Raw genomic sequence first — 19,982 nt, forward strand, 5'->3', positions numbered from 1 at the left:
AATTTAGAGAAAAGCGAAAAGGCTTAACTTTTTTTAACTATTAGGCGAACATTAAATCCTGTGGCTTAAAAAAAGTGAAAGGAGAGCTAAGCAAATACATCATAATGCACTACTTTTTCTTCAAACTCTAAAAGAAAATTATCGTCCTCAGGATAATATTTTGCTTTTTCAAAATCATCTCCAGCAAAATTTTTAATGACTTCTAGATTTTCCCAAAAAGTAATTAATGTAAAATGACCAATATTACGTTCAACACGCTTTAGAAAAGTAAGCGATACAAAACCCTTGGTTTTTTGGTAATCTGGCACAGCAACTTTTTTAAGAAATTCAGTGTAATCATTGAATTTTTTAGCTGAAGTTTCCCCGTGCCATATACGAGCTGTCATATTACACCAATTTATTTTCTACCAAATATTCTGCTATCTGTACCGCATTGGTAGCGGCTCCTTTTCTTAAATTATCAGAAACAATCCACATGTTTAAAGTGTTTCGTTGGGTTTCATCACGACGAATACGTCCTACAAAAACATCATCTTTGTCATGCGCGTAAATGGGCATAGGGTAGGTATTGGTATCTGGATTATCTTGAACCACAACCCCAGGTGTTTCGCTCAATAATTTACGAACTTCTGAAAGCTCAAAATCATTATGGAACTCCACATTTACGGACTCAGAATGCCCGCCAGCTGTTGGAATGCGAACGGCAGTGGCACTAACAGAAAAAGTCCTGTCATCCAATATTTTTTGTGGCTCACGAGCCAGTTTCATTTCTTCTTTGGTATAGCCGTTTTCCAAAAACACGTCGCAATGGGGCAGTGCATTTCTGTTGATGGGGTACGGATAGGCCATTTCGCCTTGTACCCCGGCCATTTCATTTTCCAGTTGCTTAACCGCTTTTACACCAGTACCAGAAACTGACTGATAGGTAGAAATAACCACACGTTTCATTTGATATTTTTTGTGCAGTGGATTTAATGCCATTACCAATTGTATGGTAGAGCAATTAGGGTTGGCAATAATTTTATCGGTTGCTGTTAATTCTTGAGCATTTATTTCTGGAACCACCAATTTTTTGGTCGGGTCCATACGCCAAGCAGATGAGTTATCTACCACGGTAGTTCCTAATTCTGCAAATTTTGGAGCCCATTCTACTGAAGTGTCACCGCCGGCTGAAAAGATAGCAATATCCGGTTTGGCAGCAACCGCCGTTTCTAAGCCAATAATAGTAAAATCTTCACCCTTATAAGACAGTTTCTTGCCCACAGAACGTTCTGAAGCAACCAATAACAATTCTGTAATTGGAAAATTACGTTCTGCCAATACTTTTAACATGACCTCACCAACCATTCCAGTGGCGCCTACAACTGCTACTTTCATTCTAATCTAAGTTTGAGCAAACAAAGGTAATTCTGAATTTTAGATTGGCAAGCAAATGAGATAATAAATATTAAAATATAACAAAATGTTTTATTTGCAACAACAAGTATTTCTTAACATTGCACATAAACTTTTGTTTTACAGCGTAGTAATTAGCTGAATTTTATTCAATGTTAAACCCAACTCTCACCCCAAAACTCTCGTGTTCCCCGTCTCGAAAGCTATTGTATACATCTACTCGCCAATTGCCATTGAACATTTTGTCCATTCCAATCCCCAATTCGGCATAGTGGCCACCTGCTTCGGTGTATAGGTAACGAATGCCTGCAACGGGTCTATAATTAAGCTCATCGTAGATAAAGTAAAAGGGACGGAAATAATGTTCATAGTGTGCCTGAACATAAAAGTCTGCAGTACTGTTTTGATAGTACTCCAATAATTGAAACTGGTCGATATCATAGTCTCCGTAAACGGTTTCCTTGCCTTTAAAATGGTTGAAATCCACAAAGGTCAAGTTGTCTTGGGACAAGAAATCCCCAACTTCAACAAATGCCTTTCCAAAGCTATAATCACCAATTTCAAAATCATCCTGAACACTAAAAGCCAGTTTTTGATACGATACGTCTCCACCAAGAATGTCGTCAGTGGCATTTGCATACGAAAGGGTCAACGCTGGGTATTTTCCTTTGGACACCAGTTGCCCCCTTTGTCTTTCTAAGCGATGACCTAGTTGCCATCTTAGTTTTGCATCAAAAAGCACAGCAGTATTTTTCGCGAAAGCGGTATTATCCAATTCTAGGTTTTCGGGGGCGTTTGGCGTAAAATCCTCATCGTTTTCATATTTTTCAAGATTGGTTAACGGGTTTCGCTCGTTCCAGCTTACGGATGTCGTAAAAAGAAAATTCTTTAATGGTGAAAACGTATGACCTAATTCTACATAAGTACGTTCATAAATTTTTAGGAAGTTTTCGCTTAAAGCGAAAGTTGACAAGGTGTTGTTAAAAGCACTTAGTGTACTCTCATTGTACAATTGTTCTATGGCTCGCCCTCCAGAGAGTTCCAATAACCCAAAGTTTTTTGGGCTGTAATAGTATTGAGATTTTAACTGCGCTTGAAATCGCTCGTTTCCGAATCCGTATCTAAGATTCGGATTCAAGCTTAAAAATCGACCATTCTCATAGTTTTGGGTAAACTTTACTTGTGGATTAAATACAAACCCTTCTACCGTATTTGCAGGAAACAGTTCAAAGACATTTGGAATGTACCAAACTTGGTTTTTCTCTTGATTCTCAAATAATACACCTCTGAAAAGAACCTGTGGGACACTAATCTTATTCGTTCCTTTTTTTTGAGGCACATCTTCATTTTGTGCCTGTGTTATTTGTGTAAAAAGAATACAAACTAAAACGGCATATACATTATTGCGATACTTTTTAATTGCTTTCATAAGAATTCGATTTAATAATTGACTCCGCAAAGGAATGACGGATTCGAGGGGTAAGGAAGCGTTTTGTGTTGAACGGACATATAATCTTGTAAACTGCAATTGTACGTTCACCACGCTATATTGCAGTTCAAAAGATTCTAATAGGACTAACTCTATTTATTTTAAATATTTGTCGTTCAGTCAATTATTAATATTTTGTCACATAAATAGATTTGGAAAAATTGAAAAAAGAAATCATACTCATATTGACATTTTACATTGTAATGGGCATTTTACAATACGCCACGTCAGCCATTGATATTGGGAAGTGGCTCGGGCTTTCCTGGGTATTCTTAAACTATGTACTCAAAGCAGTGTTGACCATTCCGTTATTATGGCTCTACTTTAAAAAACTGAACGAATACCCCATTTGGAAAATAGGATTGTTACACCTAGTTACTATGCCTCTTTTTATATACGTCTGGATTGTTATATACTATGCACTCTGTGATAGTTTTGGTCTTTTTAGGTTACGCGGTTCCCGGGAAGTATGGGATGTGTACTTGACCATACTTTTCTATAGCATTCAGTTTGGTTTTTTTCACCTCTATATGTATTCCAAAAAGTTGAAGAAACAGGAATTGCTATCGGCAGAACTGAGCAAACTCAATGCGCAGAGCGAACTATCTGCATTAAAGGCACAGCTCAATCCTCATTTTTTATATAACGTGTTCAATACGATTAATTCGGCGATACCCGCAACGGCAAAAAATGCGCGGAATATGGTCAATGAACTGTCCGATTTGTTCCGATATCAATTAAAGGTTTCTCGTGAAGATATGGTTGCCGTAAAAGAAGAACTGGAATTTGCCCAGAAATACCTCGATTTGGAAAAAGAGCGTTTCGGCGAACGCCTTCAATATGAAATTGATATTGAAAAAGGTTTAGAGGATGTTTTGATACCTCCTATGATTATCCAACCCCTTGTCGAAAATTCTATAAAGCACGGAATCTCGCCCCAAATAAAAGGTGGACTTATAAAAGTTGAAGTGAGCCGTCTTAATGAGAACTTGAATTTTACGATTTGTGATACGGGCAGGGGAATCGATGGACAAAAACATTCGAAATTATTGAAAAAAGGTGTCGGACTTTCAAACACCAACGAACGACTTATAAAACTATATGGAAAAGGACTTGAATTGAACAATAATGAGCCTTCGGGACTTTGCGTTTCATTTTCGATTCCAATAAATACAGCATTAGAACAACAATGAAAAAAGTAATTATCGTAGATGACGAAGCCCCAGCTCGAAAGTTGATTAAAGAATTTTTGGAATCCCACAAAGACTTGGTCATCATCGAGGAATGTAACAACGGGGTCGATGCCGTAAAGGCCATCAATACCTTTAAACCGGATTTGGTCTTTTTGGACATTCAGATGCCAGGATTTACAGGTTTTGAGGTCTTACAGCGACTGAATGAAATGCCCCAGATTATATTTTCCACTGCCTATGACCAGTATGCTTTCAAGGCATTTGAAGTACACGCCGTGGATTATCTGCTCAAACCTTTTAAGCAGGAACGCTTTGACGAGGCCATTGAAAAGATTATGACCAACGATAAGAGCTATCTCAATCAAATACAAACTTTGGTCAATGGCTTGAACGAACAGGAAACCCATCTGACCAATATTTTGGTATCGGTACGGAATAAACTCATCAATATTCCCGTAAACGATATCATCTATATTCAGGCTGATGGCAACTATGCGAAACTGATTCTTGAAAAAAGCTCGCATTTAACTAGCTACGGTTTATCAAAGTTGGAAGAAAAGCTAAACCCGCAACAGTTCATCAGGGTACATCGCTCCACGGTCATCAATATCAATAATGTAAAGGAAGCATACAGTTACCCTTCGAGTTATGAGCTTATAATGACCAGTGGCGATATAGTCAAGGTTAGTAGAAGCTACTTGGACAATATCAGGAAACTCATAGTCTAGTTTTTACTAAAGTGATGATTATTTATTCTTTTTGTTTTCAAACAATAAATCTAAAGGTTTGATTTTGTGTTAAATAACTAAACTCGTAGCTCGTTTGTAAAATTGGTTATAATAGCATAAATGATTTATATTTCTTTTATGTGCGTAATTAAGATAGCACATCAAATAAGGTTCCTGCGACGCAGGAATTAAAAAAGCAACCGCCAACTTGTTAGCGAAACAAATTGGCGGTTTTTAAGTTGAACGTGGTGCAGCGGTATGTTCCTGAACCAGATTCAGAAATTAAGTTGTATTACTTTTTTAAAGCATCGCGAATTTCGATTAGCAACTCTTCTTGAGTCGGTCCTGCAGGTTCTGCTGGAGCTTCCTCTTCTTTTTTCTTCATTTTGTTAACTCCTTTTACGACCATGAACATTACAAAGGCAACAATAATAAAGTCAATCACATTAGTTAAAAACTCTCCGTAAAGTACAGCGACCTCACCTACTTTTTCTCCGGCGTCGTTCATAGCTCCTTCTTTTATAACATATTTTAGGTCATTAAAGTTTGCATCAAATAACAATCCAATAAGTGGAGAAACAATTCCACCTGTGAAAGAAGCCACTACTTTATTAAAAGCAGCACCCATTACGAAACCTACGGCAATATCTACCAGGTTTCCTTTCATTGCAAATTCTTTGAATTCTTTAAGCATCGTATTTATAGTTTATGTGGTTAATAGAGCTACAAAGTAGTTAAAAAAATGCTTGTTGTCAATTTGTGGTGACTAAAAGCTAGTCAATTACTGTTCGTTTAACCCTTTGAGAGATAGCAGTCAATATTTCGTAAGAAATGGTATTTGCTGCATTTGCAAAGTTCTCCGCAGATGAATTTTCTCCGAAAATGAGCACTTCATCACCCTCTTTGCAATCAATTCCAGTGATATCAATCATAATCATATCCATACACACATTCCCAATAATAGGCGCTTTTTCACCCTTTACAGAAACAAAACTTTTCCCATTACCATATTGTCTAGAGATGCCATCTGCGTGACCAATTGGTAAGGTAGCAGTAGTTCTATAACCATCTGATTTATAACCGCGATTATAACCTACACTTTCACCTGGCTCAATTTTATGGATTTGAGAAATAATAGTTTTTAAAGAAGCTACCGGCTTTAGTTTAGCATCAATTTCTGGATGGTTTCCATATCCGTAAAGTCCAATACCACTACGAACCATTTCAAATTGCGCCTCTGGATAATTTATGATACCAGAGGTGTTGAGCATATGTCGAATTGGGGCATAACCTAATTTTTTGCTCAGTTGGGTAGCTGTTTTCTTGAAATTTTCAATTTGGTTGAGGCTAAACTCTTGCTCGTTTTCGTCTTCAGAAGCCGCAAGATGGGAGAATACAGATGCAATTCTAACCTCACTCCTGTTTTTTAGCTGTTCTAAGATATAATCGACATCATTTTCCCAAAATCCAAGTCGGTTAAGACCGGTATTGAATTTTAAATGAACTGGATAATTGATTTGTCCTTTTTCTTGAGCGGTTTTTAGAAAAGACTTTAAAATTCTTGGAGAATATAGGCTTGGCTCCAAACAACGGTCGATAAGTTCTCCAAAATTTGTAGGTTGGGGATGCAACACTAAGATTGGTGATTTTATTCCTGCATCTCTTAATAAAACACCTTCTTTTACATATGCGACGGCAAAATAATCAACGGCTAAACTTTCCAGTTTTTTTGCCACGGTTACCATATCGCTCCCATAAGCGAAGGCTTTTACAACCGCCAAGAATTTAGTTTCTTTTTTGAGCTTAGCTTTAAGAAAATTGAAATTATGTTCCAGTGCGGAAAGGTCAATTTCTAGGGTAGTTTCGCCAATATTACCCATTGGCCGCTTTTTTCTTAGAAGTAATTTCTTCGGCATCAACATCCATCTGACTCACTTTTTCTTTGAGCATAGCTTTATAAAAAGCCGCACGGCTGAGTGGCTCATATTCTTCAGATTCTCCCAATAAAACCAATTTATCATTATCAGCTTTTCGAAAACTGTAGTTGGCAAGATTTCCTGTTCTAGTACATACTGCATGTACTTTGGTCACATATTCTGCAGTGGCCATTAAAGCTGGCATAGGACCAAAAGGATTTCCTTTAAAATCCATATCCAATCCAGCAACAACAACACGAACCCCGCGATTAGCTAAATCATTGCATACGGTAACAATTTCATCATCAAAGAATTGAGCTTCATCTATCCCCACTACTTGGCAATTATCAGCCAGTAAACGAATGTTTGCTGCTGCAGGGACGGGCGTAGAACGTATTTCATTGGCATCATGCGAGACTACCATTTCCTCATTATATCGCGTATCCACTTGTGGTTTAAAAATCTCTACACGTTGTTTGGCAAACTGGGCGCGTTTAAGCCTTCGAATCAATTCCTCGGTCTTTCCAGAAAACATGGAACCGCAGATGACTTCTATCCATCCAAACTGTTCTTTATGGTTTACTGTGTTTTCGAGAAACATATTGTACTTTTAAACGAAAATAAGAGGTTTATTCGTTCTTGTTACAGAAGCAGTAAAATTACTAAAAAAATATGCCTCAACTTTACAATAAAATTTAACCTTTTGTTCTAAAAGGGGCATAGATTTTGGTAGTACATTTATATAGTTAAAGATTAATTGGATGAAACGACAGATAAGGGAACAATTGATAAAGCTGTCTACTGATATTATAACTTCTCGTGAAGACAGGGAACTTGCCGAGTTGTATGAAGTAGCTAAAGAGTTATATGAAAAGTTAGCGGTTTTAAAGTTTATAGATGAAAAGCTAAGTGATGTTGAGGTGGATGTTTCTAAAAACGTGCTTGCGTCTCGTTTTGAAAAGTTAGCTAGCTCTGTGATGAGCGGGAATACAGGAGTTCCTGAAAACAACCCTCATGAAGAGGATATTATAACACATCCCGGTATGGATACCATAAAGGATATGGTTTCTGAAATGCCAACCGAGGCAATAGAACATATATTTGGAGATTTCATTGCAAAGCCAGAAACGATGAAGAACGAAAAAGAAATTCTTGCGCCTGAATCAAAGTTGGAAAATAAGACCCCAAAGGCAAAATCTTTAAATGATAAACTGACCAAAGAACTTCAAATAGGTCTAAATGATAAATTGGCTTTTGTAAAACACCTTTTCCGTGATAATGTGGAAGATTACAATCGTGTGCTTTCACAATTGAATACTATTGATACAGAAGAGCGTTCCATTGCTTTTATCAATAATATGGTGAAGCCAGAGTACAATAACTGGGAAGGAAAAAATGAGTATGAAACTCGCTTTATGTCGCTCATAGAGCGCAAGTTCGCCTAATTCTTCAAATTGTAGTACATTTAGTTGAACCAACTAAATATATTCTCATGGTAAAAAAGATTATCTATTGGGTCTCAACTGGAATGTTGACGCTCATTATGTTTTTTTCCGTCTACAACTACTTTTTCAATAATGCTGCTATAGTGGCTTTCTTTGAAAATATGGGCTATCCCACCTACCTGATTTATCCTTTGGCAATTGCAAAGATTTTAGGCTTAGTAGCTGTTTGGGGCAATTTTTCCAAATGGTTAAAAGAATGGGCCTATGCCGGTTTTTTCTTTAATACGCTTTTGGCGTTTTTTGCACATTATATGTTAAGTGATGGAGAGCATATGGGCGCAGTTATAGCTTTTATTGCAGTTTTGGCATCTTATTTTACAGGAAAAGAAGTAAGACCTTAACTTTGCTCGATAATCGAGATTTATTTATTTCGAGGTTTGTCTCGTTTTTTAAGAATTTTCAAACGGAATGTCTCATGGGTTTGCCCTGAGGCTGTTTACTCATTATGGGGAAGTTATATTTGGTGCCTACACCAATCGGTAATTTAGAGGATATTACACTAAGGGCGATAAAGGTCTTAAAGGAAGTAGATCTTATTCTTGCCGAAGACACACGCACCAGCGGAAAATTGTTACAGCATTTTGAAATTGGTACACCCACGCAAAGCCATCACATGCATAATGAGCATAGAAGTATTGAAAAGCTCATAGAAAAATTAAAAAGTGGCACTATCCTAGCCTTGATTTCTGATGCAGGGACTCCTGCTATTTCCGACCCTGGTTTTTTGTTGACAAGAGCTTGTGTAGAAAATAACATTGAAGTTGAATGTTTACCTGGAGCTACTGCTTTTGTACCTGCTTTGGTAAACAGTGGATTGCCGAATGACCGTTTTGTTTTTGAAGGATTCCTGCCCCTAAAGAAGGGAAGACAAACCAGATTGGAGTTTTTGGCCGAAGAAACCAGAACGATGGTTTTTTACGAATCACCACATAAATTATTGAAGACTTTAGGGCAATTTTCTGAATATTTTGGAGCAGACAGACCAGTCTCCATATCTCGTGAATTAACCAAATTATATGAGGAAACAGTGCGTGGGACAGTGGCTGAGGTTTTGGAACACTACACCCAAAAGCCACCTAAAGGAGAATTGGTTATTATCGTTGGCGGAAAGAAATAATGGAGCAACTTCTTACCCAAATAAGAGCTTGTGAAGTTTGTACAGCACATTTGCCTTTAGGACCAAGACCTATAGTTGCTGCTCACCCTGATGCTAAAATTATAATTATTGGTCAAGCACCGGGAACCAAAGTTCATGAAACAGGAGTGCCTTGGGACGACCCAAGTGGAAGGCAATTACGCAAATGGCTGGGTGTTTCTGATGAAGTCTTTTATGACGAAACTAAAATAGCTTTAGTACCTATGGGCTTCTGCTACCCTGGTAAGGGAAAAGGCGGGGATTTGTCCCCACGAAAAGAATGTGCTCCTTTATGGCATCAACAATTATGGGATAGTATGCCGAATTTGGAGCTAATAATTCTAATTGGCACTTATGCTCAAAGCTATTACCTAAAAGGAGAAATGGAAAAGAACCTGACAGAAACTGTTAGAGCTTACCGTAACTATTTGCCTAAGTATTTTCCATTACCACATCCATCTCCGCGGAACCGCTTTTGGTTAAGTAAAAACCCTTGGTTTGAGAGTGAGGTTTTGCCAGAATTGAAAAAAAGAATAAAACTCTAGTAAGTCTTAGTACCTACTCCCATCATGCTTTCCTTTTTCCCAGCCATATTTTCCTAAATATTGGTCACCACTTTCAACAGCTCCATCTTCTATTTCGGTTCCCATGCTATCGTTCCAACGGTTTAGATAACCAAAAAGTGAAATTACACCGAGCATCTCAACAATTTCACCATCATTCCAATATTCGTGTAAACGTTTTTTAATATCGGCATTTACAGTATTAGGTACTTGAGAAGCAGCTAATGAAAAATCCAAAGCGGCACGTTCTGCTTCAGAAAAAGCATCATGTGTTCTATATTCCCAAATATTATCCAATTGTTCTTGCTCGGCACCATAGCGTTCCGCAGCACGTATCGCATGGGCCTGGCAATAGCGACAACCAGTAGCATTGCTGCTAACCCAAGCAATCATTCGTTTTAAAGCTGAGGTTACGCGACCTTCATTGGCCATTACTGCTTTGTTCAAATTAATAAAAGCTTTGGATATTGCAGGTCTATGCTGCATGGTCAAAACAGAATTAGGACAAAAGCCCAAAGTTTCATTAAAGAATTCTGCTAATTCTTTGGTTTCCTTATCGTGATTTGGATCCAGGGGATTTACTAAGGCCATTATGTGTTTGTTTGGTAGAGTTAGTGTATTTTTAATTTTTACAAGAAACATAAAAATTATGGGTACGACAAATCATATTACCACCAAATGGAAAGGTCAAATGGCCTTTGAAAGTAATAATCCATCAGGACTGAATTTAACCATAGATGCAGGACCAGAGGATGGTGGTAAAGGCGAAGGTTATAGACCAAAGGCATTAATGTTGTCCGGATTAGCTGGTTGCTCAGGTTTGGATGTTGCTTCCCTTATTAAAAAAATGAAGTTGGAGGTTGATGAATTCCGAATTGAAACCATTGCAAACCTTACTGACGAACACCCAAAATATTATGATTCTGTCGTGATTGAGTATCATTTTCATGGCTCAAATTTGAAAGAGGAAAAACTTCAAAAAGCAGTGGATATGTCGGTAGAAAAGTATTGTGGAGTCATGGAGATGTTTAGACGCTTTGCGGAACTGGAGATTAAGGTTTTGTTTCACAGCTAAAGTTCAAGCTCAAGATTCAAATTCAAAAGAAAAGCAGTATGGACAGAAAATTTGACCTTGAAGACAGATTGGTAAGTTTTGCTGCTGAAGTTGCTGTTTTTTGTAAAGATTTACCATCCGATATGACAGGGGAATATTATGGAAATCAACTATTGCGTTCTGGAGGAAGTTCTGCTTTAAACTTTGGCGAAGCCCAGGGAACTAATACTAAAAGGGACTATATAAATAAAGCTTCAATTTCTTTAAAAGAATTAAAAGAATCACGAGTTAACCTAAAGATTTTAAGCAAAATAAACTATAGATCAGTTGATGTCAGAAATCAATTATTGAATGAAGTAGAGCAATTAATCAAGATTATTGCAACGGTAATTAAAAATAAAAATAATTGAGGTTGAACTTCATTCTTGCTCTTGAACTTAAATAATGCGCTGGACCATAAAACCCAAACCGGAACAAAACGATATTGACCGATTAAGCACTGAGCTAAAGGTTGATGTTTTGGTTGCGCAATTACTTTTGCAACGTGGGATTTCCACATATGAGGATGCAAAAAAATTCTTTCGTCCGGAGCTTTCCGATTTACATGACCCATTTTTAATGAAAGACATGGATATTGCTGTTTCAAGAATAGAAAAGGCAATTGAGGCAGGGCTAAATATATTGGTTTATGGGGATTATGATGTAGACGGCACTACAGCGGTGGCTTTACTATCTTCCTATTTATTGGAAACCTACCCCAATGTGGCTACGTATATTCCTGACCGGTATGATGAGGGTTATGGGGTCTCGTTAAAAGGAATTGATTTTGCAGAAGACAATGGTTTCTCGTTGATTATTGCTCTGGATTGTGGGGTTAAGGCGATTGACCAAGTAAATTATGCCAAAGAAAAAGGAATCGATTTTATTATCTGCGACCACCACCGTCCTGGAGAAAAATTACCAGATGCAGTCGCTATTTTAGACCCAAAAAGAGTTGATTGCGAATACCCTTATGACGAACTTTGTGGTTGTGGAGTTGGTTTTAAATTGATACAGGCCCTAGCATCAAAAAAAGAGCAGACAATAGACGATTTAATCCCCTATCTAGATTTGGTGGCTACTGCAATTGGAGCAGATATTGTTCCCATAACTGGCGAGAATCGGATTTTGGCCTATTTTGGAATGCAGGTTATAAATTCTAATCCTAGAATTGGGTTTAAAGCTATTATCAACCAAATTAAGAAAAAGGAGCTTACCATAACGGATGTTGTTTTTATCATTGCCCCAAGAATAAATGCTGCTGGGCGAATGAAACATGGCCAGCATGCAGTCAATTTATTGACAGAAACCAATTTGGAACAAGCTGAAACTTTTGCCAGTGAAATAGAACAATTTAATACAGATAGGAGAAGTTTGGACCAAGATATTACGGAAGCAGCTTTAAAGCAGATAAAAGAAAACAAAGAAGAAAAACGCTTTACCTCTGTTGTTTATGATGAAACATGGCATAAAGGAGTCATAGGTATTGTAGCTTCACGTCTCACAGAAACCTATTATCGCCCAACGCTTGTTTTTACCAGAAGTGGTGATAAGTTAGCAGCTTCTGCACGTTCTGTAAAAGGCTTTGATGTGTATAATGCTTTGCAAAGTTGTGCTGATTGTTTAGAACAGTTTGGGGGGCATAAATATGCTGCTGGATTGACACTTTTAGAAACGCAATATGAAAATTTTAAAACACAGTTTGAGAAAGTAGTTTCTGAAACTATTGACCCACAATTATTAACTCCAGAACTTATCGTTGATACCCAAATAGAGCTGAATCAAATTACTCCAAAATTAATGCGGATAATCAAACAATTTGCTCCATTTGGACCGGGGAATATGACCCCTACCTTTATGGCAGAACATGTTCAAGATACAGGGTATGGAAAAGGAGTTGGAGAGGATGAGAAGCATCTCAAAGTAACAGTGACTCAAAAAGGCTCAAAACCTATTGGTGCCATAGGCTTTAATCTAGGAAAAAAAATAGGACAGGTGAAAATCAAAAATCGTTTTGATATTGCTTTTACTTTAGATGAAAATGAATGGCAAGGCAATGTAAACCTACAGCTAAAACTTAAAGACCTCCGATAGTTTGTAATGGATCCCTACGCAGCTTTACGTTTTAAAGAATTCAATATTTTTTTGGGAGTCCGTTTTGCAATGGTTTTTGCCTGGTCCATGCAATTTATTGTCATTGAGTGGCAAGTTTATTCCTTAACCAAAGACCCACTTTCTTTAGGTATTATTGGCTTAATGGAAATAATTCCTGCAGTTAGCATCGCATTATTTGCTGGGCATATCGTGGACCAAAGTGAAAAACGAAATCTTTTGGTCAAATGTATTCTTGGTTTTTCTGTGGTCAGCTTAGGCCTTTTTTTCATCACGCTTCCAACAGTAGAGGCAAGCTATGCTCAAAAGACCATTCTTTATAGTATTTATGGATTGGTTTTTCTGGGAGGCTTGGTACGAGCCTTTATTGGGCCAACAATTTTTTCGTTGATTGCTTTGATTGTTCCTAAAAAAATATATCCAAATGCGGCAACTTGGAGCAGTTCCACTTGGCAAATGGCTTCTGTTTTGGGACCAGCTTTTGCGGGATTTTCCATTAGTTGGATTGGAGTGCATTGGTCCATGTGCGTTATTTTTGGGTTTGCTGTGCTTGCCTTGTTGTTTCTCTTTCGCATATCAAAGAAACCCATTTTAAATCCAAAAATTGGAGAGCCTGTTCTCCAGAGCTTAAAGGATGGGTTAAAGTTCGTTTTTAATAGTAAAGCCGTTTTTGGTGCACTAACCTTAGATATGATTGCTGTTCTCTTTGGCGGAGCGGTAGCGCTATTGCCCATTTACGCACAGGATATTCTACATGTAGGTTCTGAAGGTTTTGGAATTCTACGAGCAGCTCCTGCAGTTGGAGCATCTATTACGATGTTGGGCTCGACAAGATTTCCATTACATAAGTATGCAGGGAAGAAGTTATTGTGGGCAGTATTTGCATTCGGAATTTGTATTATAGTCTTTGGTATTTCTACCTCTTTTTGGATCTCTGTTATTGCTTTATTTTTAAGCGGTGCAGTGGATGGAGTTTCCATGATCATTAGGCAAACGATTTTACAACTAAAAACTCCGGATGAAATGCGTGGTAGGGTAGCTTCCGTTAACTCAATATTTGTGGGATCTTCAAATGAATTAGGTGCTTTTGAAAGCGGCCTGGCAGCAAAACTTTTGGGAACGGTTACCGCAGTGGTGTTTGGCGGATGTATGACCCTGTTAACAGTTGGAACAATCGCTTTGGTTTCACCTACATTTAGAAAGCTTGATTTATCAAAAGATGTAGAGGAGCATGAAAATGAGACTTAGGAACATCATTAACACAAAAAAGCCCTTCTTTGGGGAGAAGGGCTAATCTTTTAATGTAGGTTTTAAAAAGATTTGGGTCGTTGCTCTGCCTCAAATAGGTTAGTATGGATTTGGGAACTGCTCTGAAACTAACAACACTGTAAATGTATGGCACGATTGCCAAGTTTCTAAATTATTGTTGTGAATTGGCTAAAATATGTTGTAGGAAAAAGATTACAATATATTTATATTATTGATGAGTCTTTTGGAGTGTACTTTCTCAATTCAAGTTTCTCACCATCAAATTCGGCATAGGTAAAATAAGAAATCCAATCTCCTAAGTTGGTATAAAGCGATTTTTCGCCAAGCTTAATCTCTAGTGGAAGGTGTCTATGTCCAAAGATAAAATGGTCATAATGTTTTGACTCCAATTTACGTTTGCAGTATTGTACCAACCATTCTTTGTCTTCCCCTAAAAACTCAGCATCTTCTTCACCAGAAATCATTTTATTGCTTACGGACATATACTGTCCTAAACGAACTCCCCAATCTGGATGTAACCATCGAAACAACCACTTACTCAGAGGGTTTATAAAAACCTTCTTCATACGCTTAAAGCCTTTATCACCCGGACCTAGACCATCGCCATGACCAATAAAAAAAGAAGTGTCATTAATTTTAAGTTGTTGTGGTTTATGGAAAACAGGAATGTTAAGCTCTTCCTCAAAATAACCGTTCATCCATAGGTCATGATTGCCCACAAAATAAGTAATGGCTATTCCTGAATCCGAAAGCTCTGCCAATTTACCAAGTGTGCGTGTAAATCCTTTAGGGACAACTTTTTTATACTCAAACCAGAAATCAAACAAGTCCCCCATTAAATAAATGGCTGCGGCATCATCTTTAATACTATCTAACCAAGCCACAAACTTTTTTTCTCTTGGCAAACTCTCTTTATTTGTAGGAGCACCTAGATGATTGTCGCTGGCGAAGTAGACTTTTTTGCCTTTTGGTACGGTAAGGGTATTCATTTAACGCAAAGATAGCTATTGCTTCTTAACGTTTAAATCTTCTTCTATTTCTTGCTCTCTGAAATATATAAATAGCAATTACGAGCAAGGCTACTATTGGGAGCACTAAATCGCTATTGAGGACGGAAAGTATATCCATTTTGTTTTATTGTTAGTAATAACATTACTGTAAGACGCATTAATTACTACAAAATAACAACGGATTTTGTGTGCGTTTATTTTTTCTTTAAGAATAATGCAACGATTGCAGAAGTAACTGTTCCCATTCCTAAAGCACCAAATGCTGATTGAATAAGGTAGCTTTTGAAGCTGAAAAATGTTTCAGCATTTTTTTGACTCAGACCTTTACTTTCAACTGCATAAGCGATAGCGTTTTTAAAGTAATCTGGAGTTATAAATTCGTGTGTTAGGTATTGTGAAAGTGGACTTAAAATAGCAACTACTACACTTACGATTATACCAGAAGCAACACCTTGAAACCAAGTCATTTTACCCCCTAAATCTTTATCTCGTTTTTCACGGATGGCAAATACAAATATTACAATTGCTATTATAGCAAAGAAGTTGGTGTAGATAGCATGCTTCTCTATATGAGTATCATGCCAACCTAGAGCTTTTTCCAATACCATCCATAACAAGGCTGCAATAGTAAAAATGATACCCCATTTTATTTCGGTTACGAACTTTTTCATGTTTGGAAAATTCTATTTTTTAAATTTTGCTAAGGCTGCTTTGGTAGCTTTGGATAATGCCAGTTTACCTGACTTTTTTGCTCTTTCAATTAAAAGTTCAGACCAGTGCTCCGTACCTTCCCAAAGCGCTTTTTTCATTATAGTTAGTGCTTCAGGGTTGTATGATGCTAGCTTTAAACTAAAATCTTCAAGTTCCTTATCAAGATCTTTAATGGAATCAAATACTTTTGAGAAGAGTCCTTTTTCTTTTGCCCAATATGCGTTTTTCCATTCGGTAGGGGCAAATGCCAGTTCTGCAAGTCCATCTTTGCCAATCTTTCTTTCTACTACTGGAGCAATTACCAAAGGAGCGATACCAATGGAAATTTCGGATAATTTAATTGATGCTGCTTCCGTAGCAAAAACATAATCACATGCCGAAGCTAGTCCAACCCCTCCACCAACAGCTTTTCCTTGAACACGCCCAATAATGGGCTTATCACATTTACGCATCGCATTGATAACATTGGCGAAACCGCTAAAAAAGGCCTTCCCATCTTCTAAATTGGAGATGGCCACTAATTCATCAAACGAGGCACCGGCACAAAATGCTCTATCGCCTTCAGATTTTAATACAATAATAGAAACCTTGTCATTTGTTGAAAGTTGATTTATTTCGTTTGTTAATCGCTGCAATAGTTCAGAAACAAAAGAATTACTTGCAGGGTGTCCAAATTCTACTGTTGCAATTTGGTTGTTGATATTAGTATAAAGACTTCCATTTTGCCTATCTGTACCCATAGCTGATTTAGTTATTCTTTATTAAAATTACTGGTTTTGTAAGAGGGGACGAAATTTTCGCCTAAACTTAAAAACCAAAGCTCCACCACGGATTGCCATCCATACCACAAAGGCAATCCAAATGGCATAAAAACCTAGCCCAAAATATCTTCCTATGTATAGAGATGGGATAAAGCCTAAAAAAGTAGCAGATAATAGTACGTTTCTTAAATATTTCATTTCTCCCAAACCTTTAAATAGACCATCGAAAACAAAGGCCAAAGTATTCATGGGAAGTCCTAAAATCACCATAAAAAAGATACCATAAAAGGTTTGGAGTACAATTTCTTCATTTGAAAATATTCTGCCTAGAGGATAATAGAAAATGAATCCTACCGCCATCAAAACAAAGCTTACCACCATTCCGTATTTTATAATCTTTTTGGCTAGCCTCCATAACCCATTATAGTCCTTTTCGCCCAGTAATTTACCACCCATACTATTTCCTGCTGCACCATAGCCATCTATAAAAAATGCGGAAAACAACCATAGGTTAATAGCTATGGTGTGAGCACCTATATAGCGATCCCCTAGGGCAGTGGCTTCACGAACGGCAATAATCAATGCAGCATTTAGTGCTAATGCACGAATAAATAAATTCAAACTCATAAAAACGAGTTTTTTTAGCTCTTTGTTCAGTGGAAAACGAAGTTTTAAACTAATATCTGTTTTTGCCTTAAGTAAGAAAAATACCAGAATTGCCATGACACCTTGGGAGATTAAACTTGCCCAAGCAGCACCTTCTAGGTACATAGCGGGGATAAAACCTTCTATTCCGTAAACAAAAATAAAATCAAGAACAATGTTCAGGGCAGCGCCAATAATGGCAATAAGCATAGGATAATACGTGTTTTGGAGTCCGCGAAAGATACCAAAAACTGCAAAAGTGAACAGAGTCAATGGAAAACCCCATACACGAATGGAATAATAGGAAACACAGTATTCCAGAATCTTACCGGATGCCTCAAAAAGCTTAAAGATATCCTCAACAATAAAAATGGTAGAAAATAGAATTATTAGACTCAAAAGAATATTAAAAAAGATAGCCTGAGCAGGTAAGTCAGAAACTTCATTTATTCTACCTGCGCCTAAATACTGTGATATAATTGCCGAAATAGCGCTCCTAGTCTGTCCTAAAACCCAAATTAACATTGATAGAAAAGAGCCGACGATACCTGCTGCTGCCAAAGACTCTAATCCATCAATTGGGATATTGCCCACTATCGCGGTGTCTGTTATGGAAAGGATAGGTTCTGCAATTCCAGAAATAGTTGCAGGAATCGCAAGATTGTTAATGGTCTTTAAGTTAACTGAGGTCTTCAAATTGGCCGCAAGTTACAGCACCAATTCGTAACAGTGAAAAGGATATTCACTTTGTTTTGGGAAAAAGATATCCCCTAGTTTTTGATATCCCCGAGCTTCATAGAATTTTTGATTTCGTTTGTTTTGGGAAAATGTATCTAACCTAACAGAGGCAAAGTTTTTTTGTGTTGAGTAGCTTTCAGCAAAATCCATTAATTGTCTAGCATAGCCCTTACCTTGAAAATCTGGGTGTACAGCCAACCTATGAATGTAACTGTTGTTCCCATTTTTGGTGAGCCATTTTACAGGTAGGTATTCATCATCCATATGTGTAGAAATAACTATGGTACCTATAACCTTATTTTTATGAGTCAGTACATAAAGTTCCTTACGTTCTATATCATTTAAAAAGGCTTTTTTGGAAGGATAATGTTCATTCCACTGGTAAATTCCATTGGCAACCATAAATGCAGCACAAACCTTAGTGATGGATAGGATATCGTCTAAATCGGATATCTTTGCACGTCGTATCATCAAATGACTTGGATTAAGTTGTAAATTTATAGTATAATCTTAATAACCTGACCATGAATAATATATTGGTTCCTTTAGGCACATCTCCAGATTCAAATGAAACATTACAATACGCAGTAGACTTTGCTGCTGATTTTGGAGCAAATATTTATATAATGGATGTTTTCACCGTTACTTCAGGAACGGGAAGTCTTGGAAATGTTCAACAAAAGGTGGCGGAAAGCAGTAGGGAGAATATTAAAGAAATAGTAGCTAAAATAGATACAAAAGGACTTGACGTAAAGATAGCTTCTTACAATGGAGATATTCTTGATGGCCTTTTTGAAATAAAAAAAGAACTTGGAATAGACTTAATTATTATTGCTCCTAGAAGTAATGATATTAATGAAGAGTACTATTTGGGAAACACCTCTGGAAGGATTATAAAGCAAACGAACATCCCAACACTTGTAGTGCCAAAAGGAACTGCCTACAAACCTATAAAAAGTATTCTAACAGCTTTTAAATCCGGTATTCTAAAGCGAAGCAAAATTATACATCCGTTGGTTAGTATAATGAACAAGCACCAGTCTGAGGTTAATTTGCTATTGGTTAAAACGCCTGGATATTCGGAAGAAGATTTAAAAGTAAATACTGCCCTTTTAGATATTAGTAAAAACTTGACAATCACTCAAAACGCAACCACTTATTTAGGCGTTTTGGAGCATTTTCAAACGAAACAGCCAGACTTGCTTTGTGTTTTTAGAAAAAAGCGCGGTTTTTTTAAGAAACTTTGGGAAAAAAGTACAGTACTTAAATCAGAGTTTTATGCTCCAGTGCCTGTTTTGGTACTTAGCGTAAAAAAAGATTAAGTAAAAGAAGTTCCAATTTTGATTCCAATTTAAAATGTATTTCCTTTGTCGGCAATGGGGGATTAGCTCAGCTGGCTAGAGCGCTTGCCTGGCAGGCAAGAGGTCACCGGTTCGAATCCGGTATTCTCCACCAGTAAATATAAGGCTTCAAGAGTTTTTGACTTTTGAAGCTTTTTTTATTTGCACGCGTTTTGCACGCAAACTGGGTTTTAATTTAACCTCATTATTTTTTGATACAAACTGGTCCGTTTTGATGTTTTTTCACTCCTTGCAGTGTATTTTGAAAAAGTATCACATCTATTACATTCTTTTACTTCTTATTAGCTTTAGGAATCTAAGTTCCAAAAAAGCATTTTTAGTTAATAAATATGACTGTTTTACAATCTTCAGGTGAAGC

The 19,982-nt window shown here is 37.2% G+C and carries 23 protein-coding genes and 1 tRNA gene; 12 read left to right on the top strand and 12 right to left on the bottom strand.

Features of this window, described 5'->3' with window-relative positions; all coding sequences use genetic code 11:
• Window positions 1-86: 86 nt before the first annotated feature.
• The 3 genes from AACP56_RS04560 to AACP56_RS04570 all read right to left on the bottom strand — a co-directional run bounded on the left by AACP56_RS04560 (window position 87) and on the right by AACP56_RS04570 (window position 2,824).
• Window positions 87-386: an antibiotic biosynthesis monooxygenase gene (locus AACP56_RS04560; RefSeq protein ID WP_339336268.1), complete on the bottom strand. Its 300-nt coding sequence runs from the start codon at window positions 384-386 to the stop codon at window positions 87-89.
• A gap of 1 nt (window position 387) precedes the next feature.
• Entirely contained in the window at window positions 388-1,377 is a 990-nt protein-coding gene (locus AACP56_RS04565; RefSeq protein ID WP_339336270.1) for an aspartate-semialdehyde dehydrogenase, read from the bottom strand.
• Between the two features lie 163 nt (window positions 1,378-1,540).
• Complete coding sequence (locus AACP56_RS04570) at window positions 1,541-2,824, bottom strand: DUF5686 family protein (RefSeq protein WP_339336272.1); 1,284 nt, start codon at window positions 2,822-2,824, stop codon at window positions 1,541-1,543.
• Window positions 2,825-3,045: 221 nt separating this feature from the next.
• Between AACP56_RS04570 and AACP56_RS04575 the strand changes: the two genes are divergently transcribed.
• Together AACP56_RS04575 and AACP56_RS04580 are read left to right on the top strand one after the other, a co-directional pair.
• Window positions 3,046-4,077, top strand: a complete 1,032-nt coding sequence (locus tag AACP56_RS04575) for a sensor histidine kinase (protein WP_339339855.1) — start codon at window positions 3,046-3,048, stop codon at window positions 4,075-4,077.
• The gene (locus tag AACP56_RS04580) at window positions 4,074-4,805 is read left to right on the top strand and encodes a LytR/AlgR family response regulator transcription factor (protein ID WP_339336276.1); all 732 of its coding nucleotides are present in this window, start codon (window positions 4,074-4,076) and stop codon (window positions 4,803-4,805) included. Before AACP56_RS04575 ends, AACP56_RS04580 begins: the two co-directional genes overlap by 4 nt.
• 292 nt (window positions 4,806-5,097) lie before the next feature.
• On the opposite strand, the gene mscL is transcribed toward AACP56_RS04580, so the two are convergent.
• The 3 genes from mscL to AACP56_RS04595 form a co-directional block, all read right to left on the bottom strand.
• Window positions 5,098-5,499: a large-conductance mechanosensitive channel protein MscL gene (mscL, locus tag AACP56_RS04585; RefSeq protein ID WP_339336279.1), complete on the bottom strand. Its 402-nt coding sequence runs from the start codon at window positions 5,497-5,499 to the stop codon at window positions 5,098-5,100.
• Between the two features lie 79 nt (window positions 5,500-5,578).
• Complete coding sequence (alr, locus tag AACP56_RS04590) at window positions 5,579-6,685, bottom strand: alanine racemase (RefSeq protein ID WP_339336281.1); 1,107 nt, start codon at window positions 6,683-6,685, stop codon at window positions 5,579-5,581.
• The gene (locus AACP56_RS04595; protein WP_339336283.1) at window positions 6,678-7,322 is read right to left on the bottom strand and encodes a thymidine kinase; all 645 of its coding nucleotides are present in this window, start codon (window positions 7,320-7,322) and stop codon (window positions 6,678-6,680) included. The genes alr and AACP56_RS04595 overlap by 8 nt, the downstream gene beginning before the upstream one ends.
• Window positions 7,323-7,482: 160 nt before the next feature.
• On the opposite strand from AACP56_RS04595, the gene AACP56_RS04600 reads away from it, so the two are divergent.
• The 4 genes from AACP56_RS04600 (at window position 7,483) to AACP56_RS04615 (ending at window position 9,906) form a co-directional block, all read left to right on the top strand.
• Window positions 7,483-8,166, top strand: a complete 684-nt coding sequence (locus AACP56_RS04600; protein ID WP_339336285.1) for a hypothetical protein — start codon at window positions 7,483-7,485, stop codon at window positions 8,164-8,166.
• Window positions 8,167-8,213: 47 nt separating this feature from the next.
• Window positions 8,214-8,567, top strand: a complete 354-nt coding sequence (locus AACP56_RS04605) for a DoxX family protein (protein WP_339336287.1) — start codon at window positions 8,214-8,216, stop codon at window positions 8,565-8,567.
• Between the two features lie 104 nt (window positions 8,568-8,671).
• Complete coding sequence (gene rsmI, locus AACP56_RS04610) at window positions 8,672-9,343, top strand: 16S rRNA (cytidine(1402)-2'-O)-methyltransferase (protein WP_339336289.1); 672 nt, start codon at window positions 8,672-8,674, stop codon at window positions 9,341-9,343.
• Window positions 9,343-9,906, top strand: coding sequence for a uracil-DNA glycosylase family protein (locus AACP56_RS04615; protein WP_339336291.1), 564 nt, complete (start codon window positions 9,343-9,345; stop codon window positions 9,904-9,906). Before rsmI ends, AACP56_RS04615 begins: the two co-directional genes overlap by 1 nt.
• Before the next feature lie 6 nt (window positions 9,907-9,912).
• Here the strand turns inward: AACP56_RS04615 and AACP56_RS04620 are convergent, their stop codons facing one another.
• Window positions 9,913-10,515, bottom strand: a complete 603-nt coding sequence (locus AACP56_RS04620; protein ID WP_339336293.1) for a carboxymuconolactone decarboxylase family protein — start codon at window positions 10,513-10,515, stop codon at window positions 9,913-9,915.
• A gap of 58 nt (window positions 10,516-10,573) precedes the next feature.
• Between AACP56_RS04620 and AACP56_RS04625 the strand changes: the two genes are divergently transcribed.
• From AACP56_RS04625 to AACP56_RS04640, 4 genes are read left to right on the top strand one after another with little or no spacing between them, the layout of a single operon-like run.
• Window positions 10,574-10,999 carry an OsmC family protein gene (locus AACP56_RS04625; protein WP_339336295.1) on the top strand — a complete coding sequence of 142 codons (426 nt, stop codon included), beginning with the start codon at window positions 10,574-10,576 and terminating at the stop codon, window positions 10,997-10,999.
• Window positions 11,000-11,037: 38 nt separating this feature from the next.
• Window positions 11,038-11,388, top strand: a complete 351-nt coding sequence (locus AACP56_RS04630) for a four helix bundle protein (protein ID WP_339336297.1) — start codon at window positions 11,038-11,040, stop codon at window positions 11,386-11,388.
• Between the two features lie 34 nt (window positions 11,389-11,422).
• The gene (gene recJ, locus AACP56_RS04635) at window positions 11,423-13,111 is read left to right on the top strand and encodes a single-stranded-DNA-specific exonuclease RecJ (protein WP_339336299.1); all 1,689 of its coding nucleotides are present in this window, start codon (window positions 11,423-11,425) and stop codon (window positions 13,109-13,111) included.
• 6 nt (window positions 13,112-13,117) lie between these two features.
• Complete coding sequence (locus tag AACP56_RS04640; protein WP_339336301.1) at window positions 13,118-14,377, top strand: MFS transporter; 1,260 nt, start codon at window positions 13,118-13,120, stop codon at window positions 14,375-14,377.
• Between the two features lie 224 nt (window positions 14,378-14,601).
• Here the strand turns inward: AACP56_RS04640 and AACP56_RS04645 are convergent, their stop codons facing one another.
• The 5 genes from AACP56_RS04645 to AACP56_RS04665 all read right to left on the bottom strand — a co-directional run bounded on the left by AACP56_RS04645 (window position 14,602) and on the right by AACP56_RS04665 (window position 18,734).
• Window positions 14,602-15,387 (bottom strand): UDP-2,3-diacylglucosamine diphosphatase, encoded by a 786-nt coding sequence (locus tag AACP56_RS04645; RefSeq protein ID WP_339336304.1) that lies wholly within the window; start codon window positions 15,385-15,387, stop codon window positions 14,602-14,604.
• 215 nt (window positions 15,388-15,602) lie between these two features.
• Window positions 15,603-16,079: a DUF4199 domain-containing protein gene (locus tag AACP56_RS04650; protein WP_339336306.1), complete on the bottom strand. Its 477-nt coding sequence runs from the start codon at window positions 16,077-16,079 to the stop codon at window positions 15,603-15,605.
• Between the two features lie 12 nt (window positions 16,080-16,091).
• On the bottom strand, window positions 16,092-16,859 hold the full coding sequence (locus tag AACP56_RS04655) for an enoyl-CoA hydratase/isomerase family protein (RefSeq protein WP_339336308.1): 768 nt from the start codon (window positions 16,857-16,859) through the stop codon (window positions 16,092-16,094).
• 27 nt (window positions 16,860-16,886) lie between these two features.
• The gene (locus tag AACP56_RS04660) at window positions 16,887-18,221 is read right to left on the bottom strand and encodes an MATE family efflux transporter (RefSeq protein ID WP_339336310.1); all 1,335 of its coding nucleotides are present in this window, start codon (window positions 18,219-18,221) and stop codon (window positions 16,887-16,889) included.
• Between the two features lie 12 nt (window positions 18,222-18,233).
• Window positions 18,234-18,734, bottom strand: a complete 501-nt coding sequence (locus AACP56_RS04665) for a GNAT family N-acetyltransferase (protein WP_339336312.1) — start codon at window positions 18,732-18,734, stop codon at window positions 18,234-18,236.
• Window positions 18,735-18,787: 53 nt separating this feature from the next.
• Between AACP56_RS04665 and AACP56_RS04670 the strand changes: the two genes are divergently transcribed.
• Both AACP56_RS04670 and AACP56_RS04675 read left to right on the top strand, forming a co-directional pair.
• Window positions 18,788-19,585 carry a universal stress protein gene (locus tag AACP56_RS04670; protein WP_339336314.1) on the top strand — a complete coding sequence of 266 codons (798 nt, stop codon included), beginning with the start codon at window positions 18,788-18,790 and terminating at the stop codon, window positions 19,583-19,585.
• Between the two features lie 56 nt (window positions 19,586-19,641).
• Window positions 19,642-19,718 (top strand) — tRNA-Ala (locus AACP56_RS04675).
• Window positions 19,719-19,982 lie beyond the last annotated feature (264 nt).

The sequence above is a fragment of the Croceitalea sp. MTPC6 genome (assembly GCF_036985525.1).
Taxonomy (GTDB): Bacteria; Bacteroidota; Bacteroidia; order Flavobacteriales; family Flavobacteriaceae; genus Croceitalea.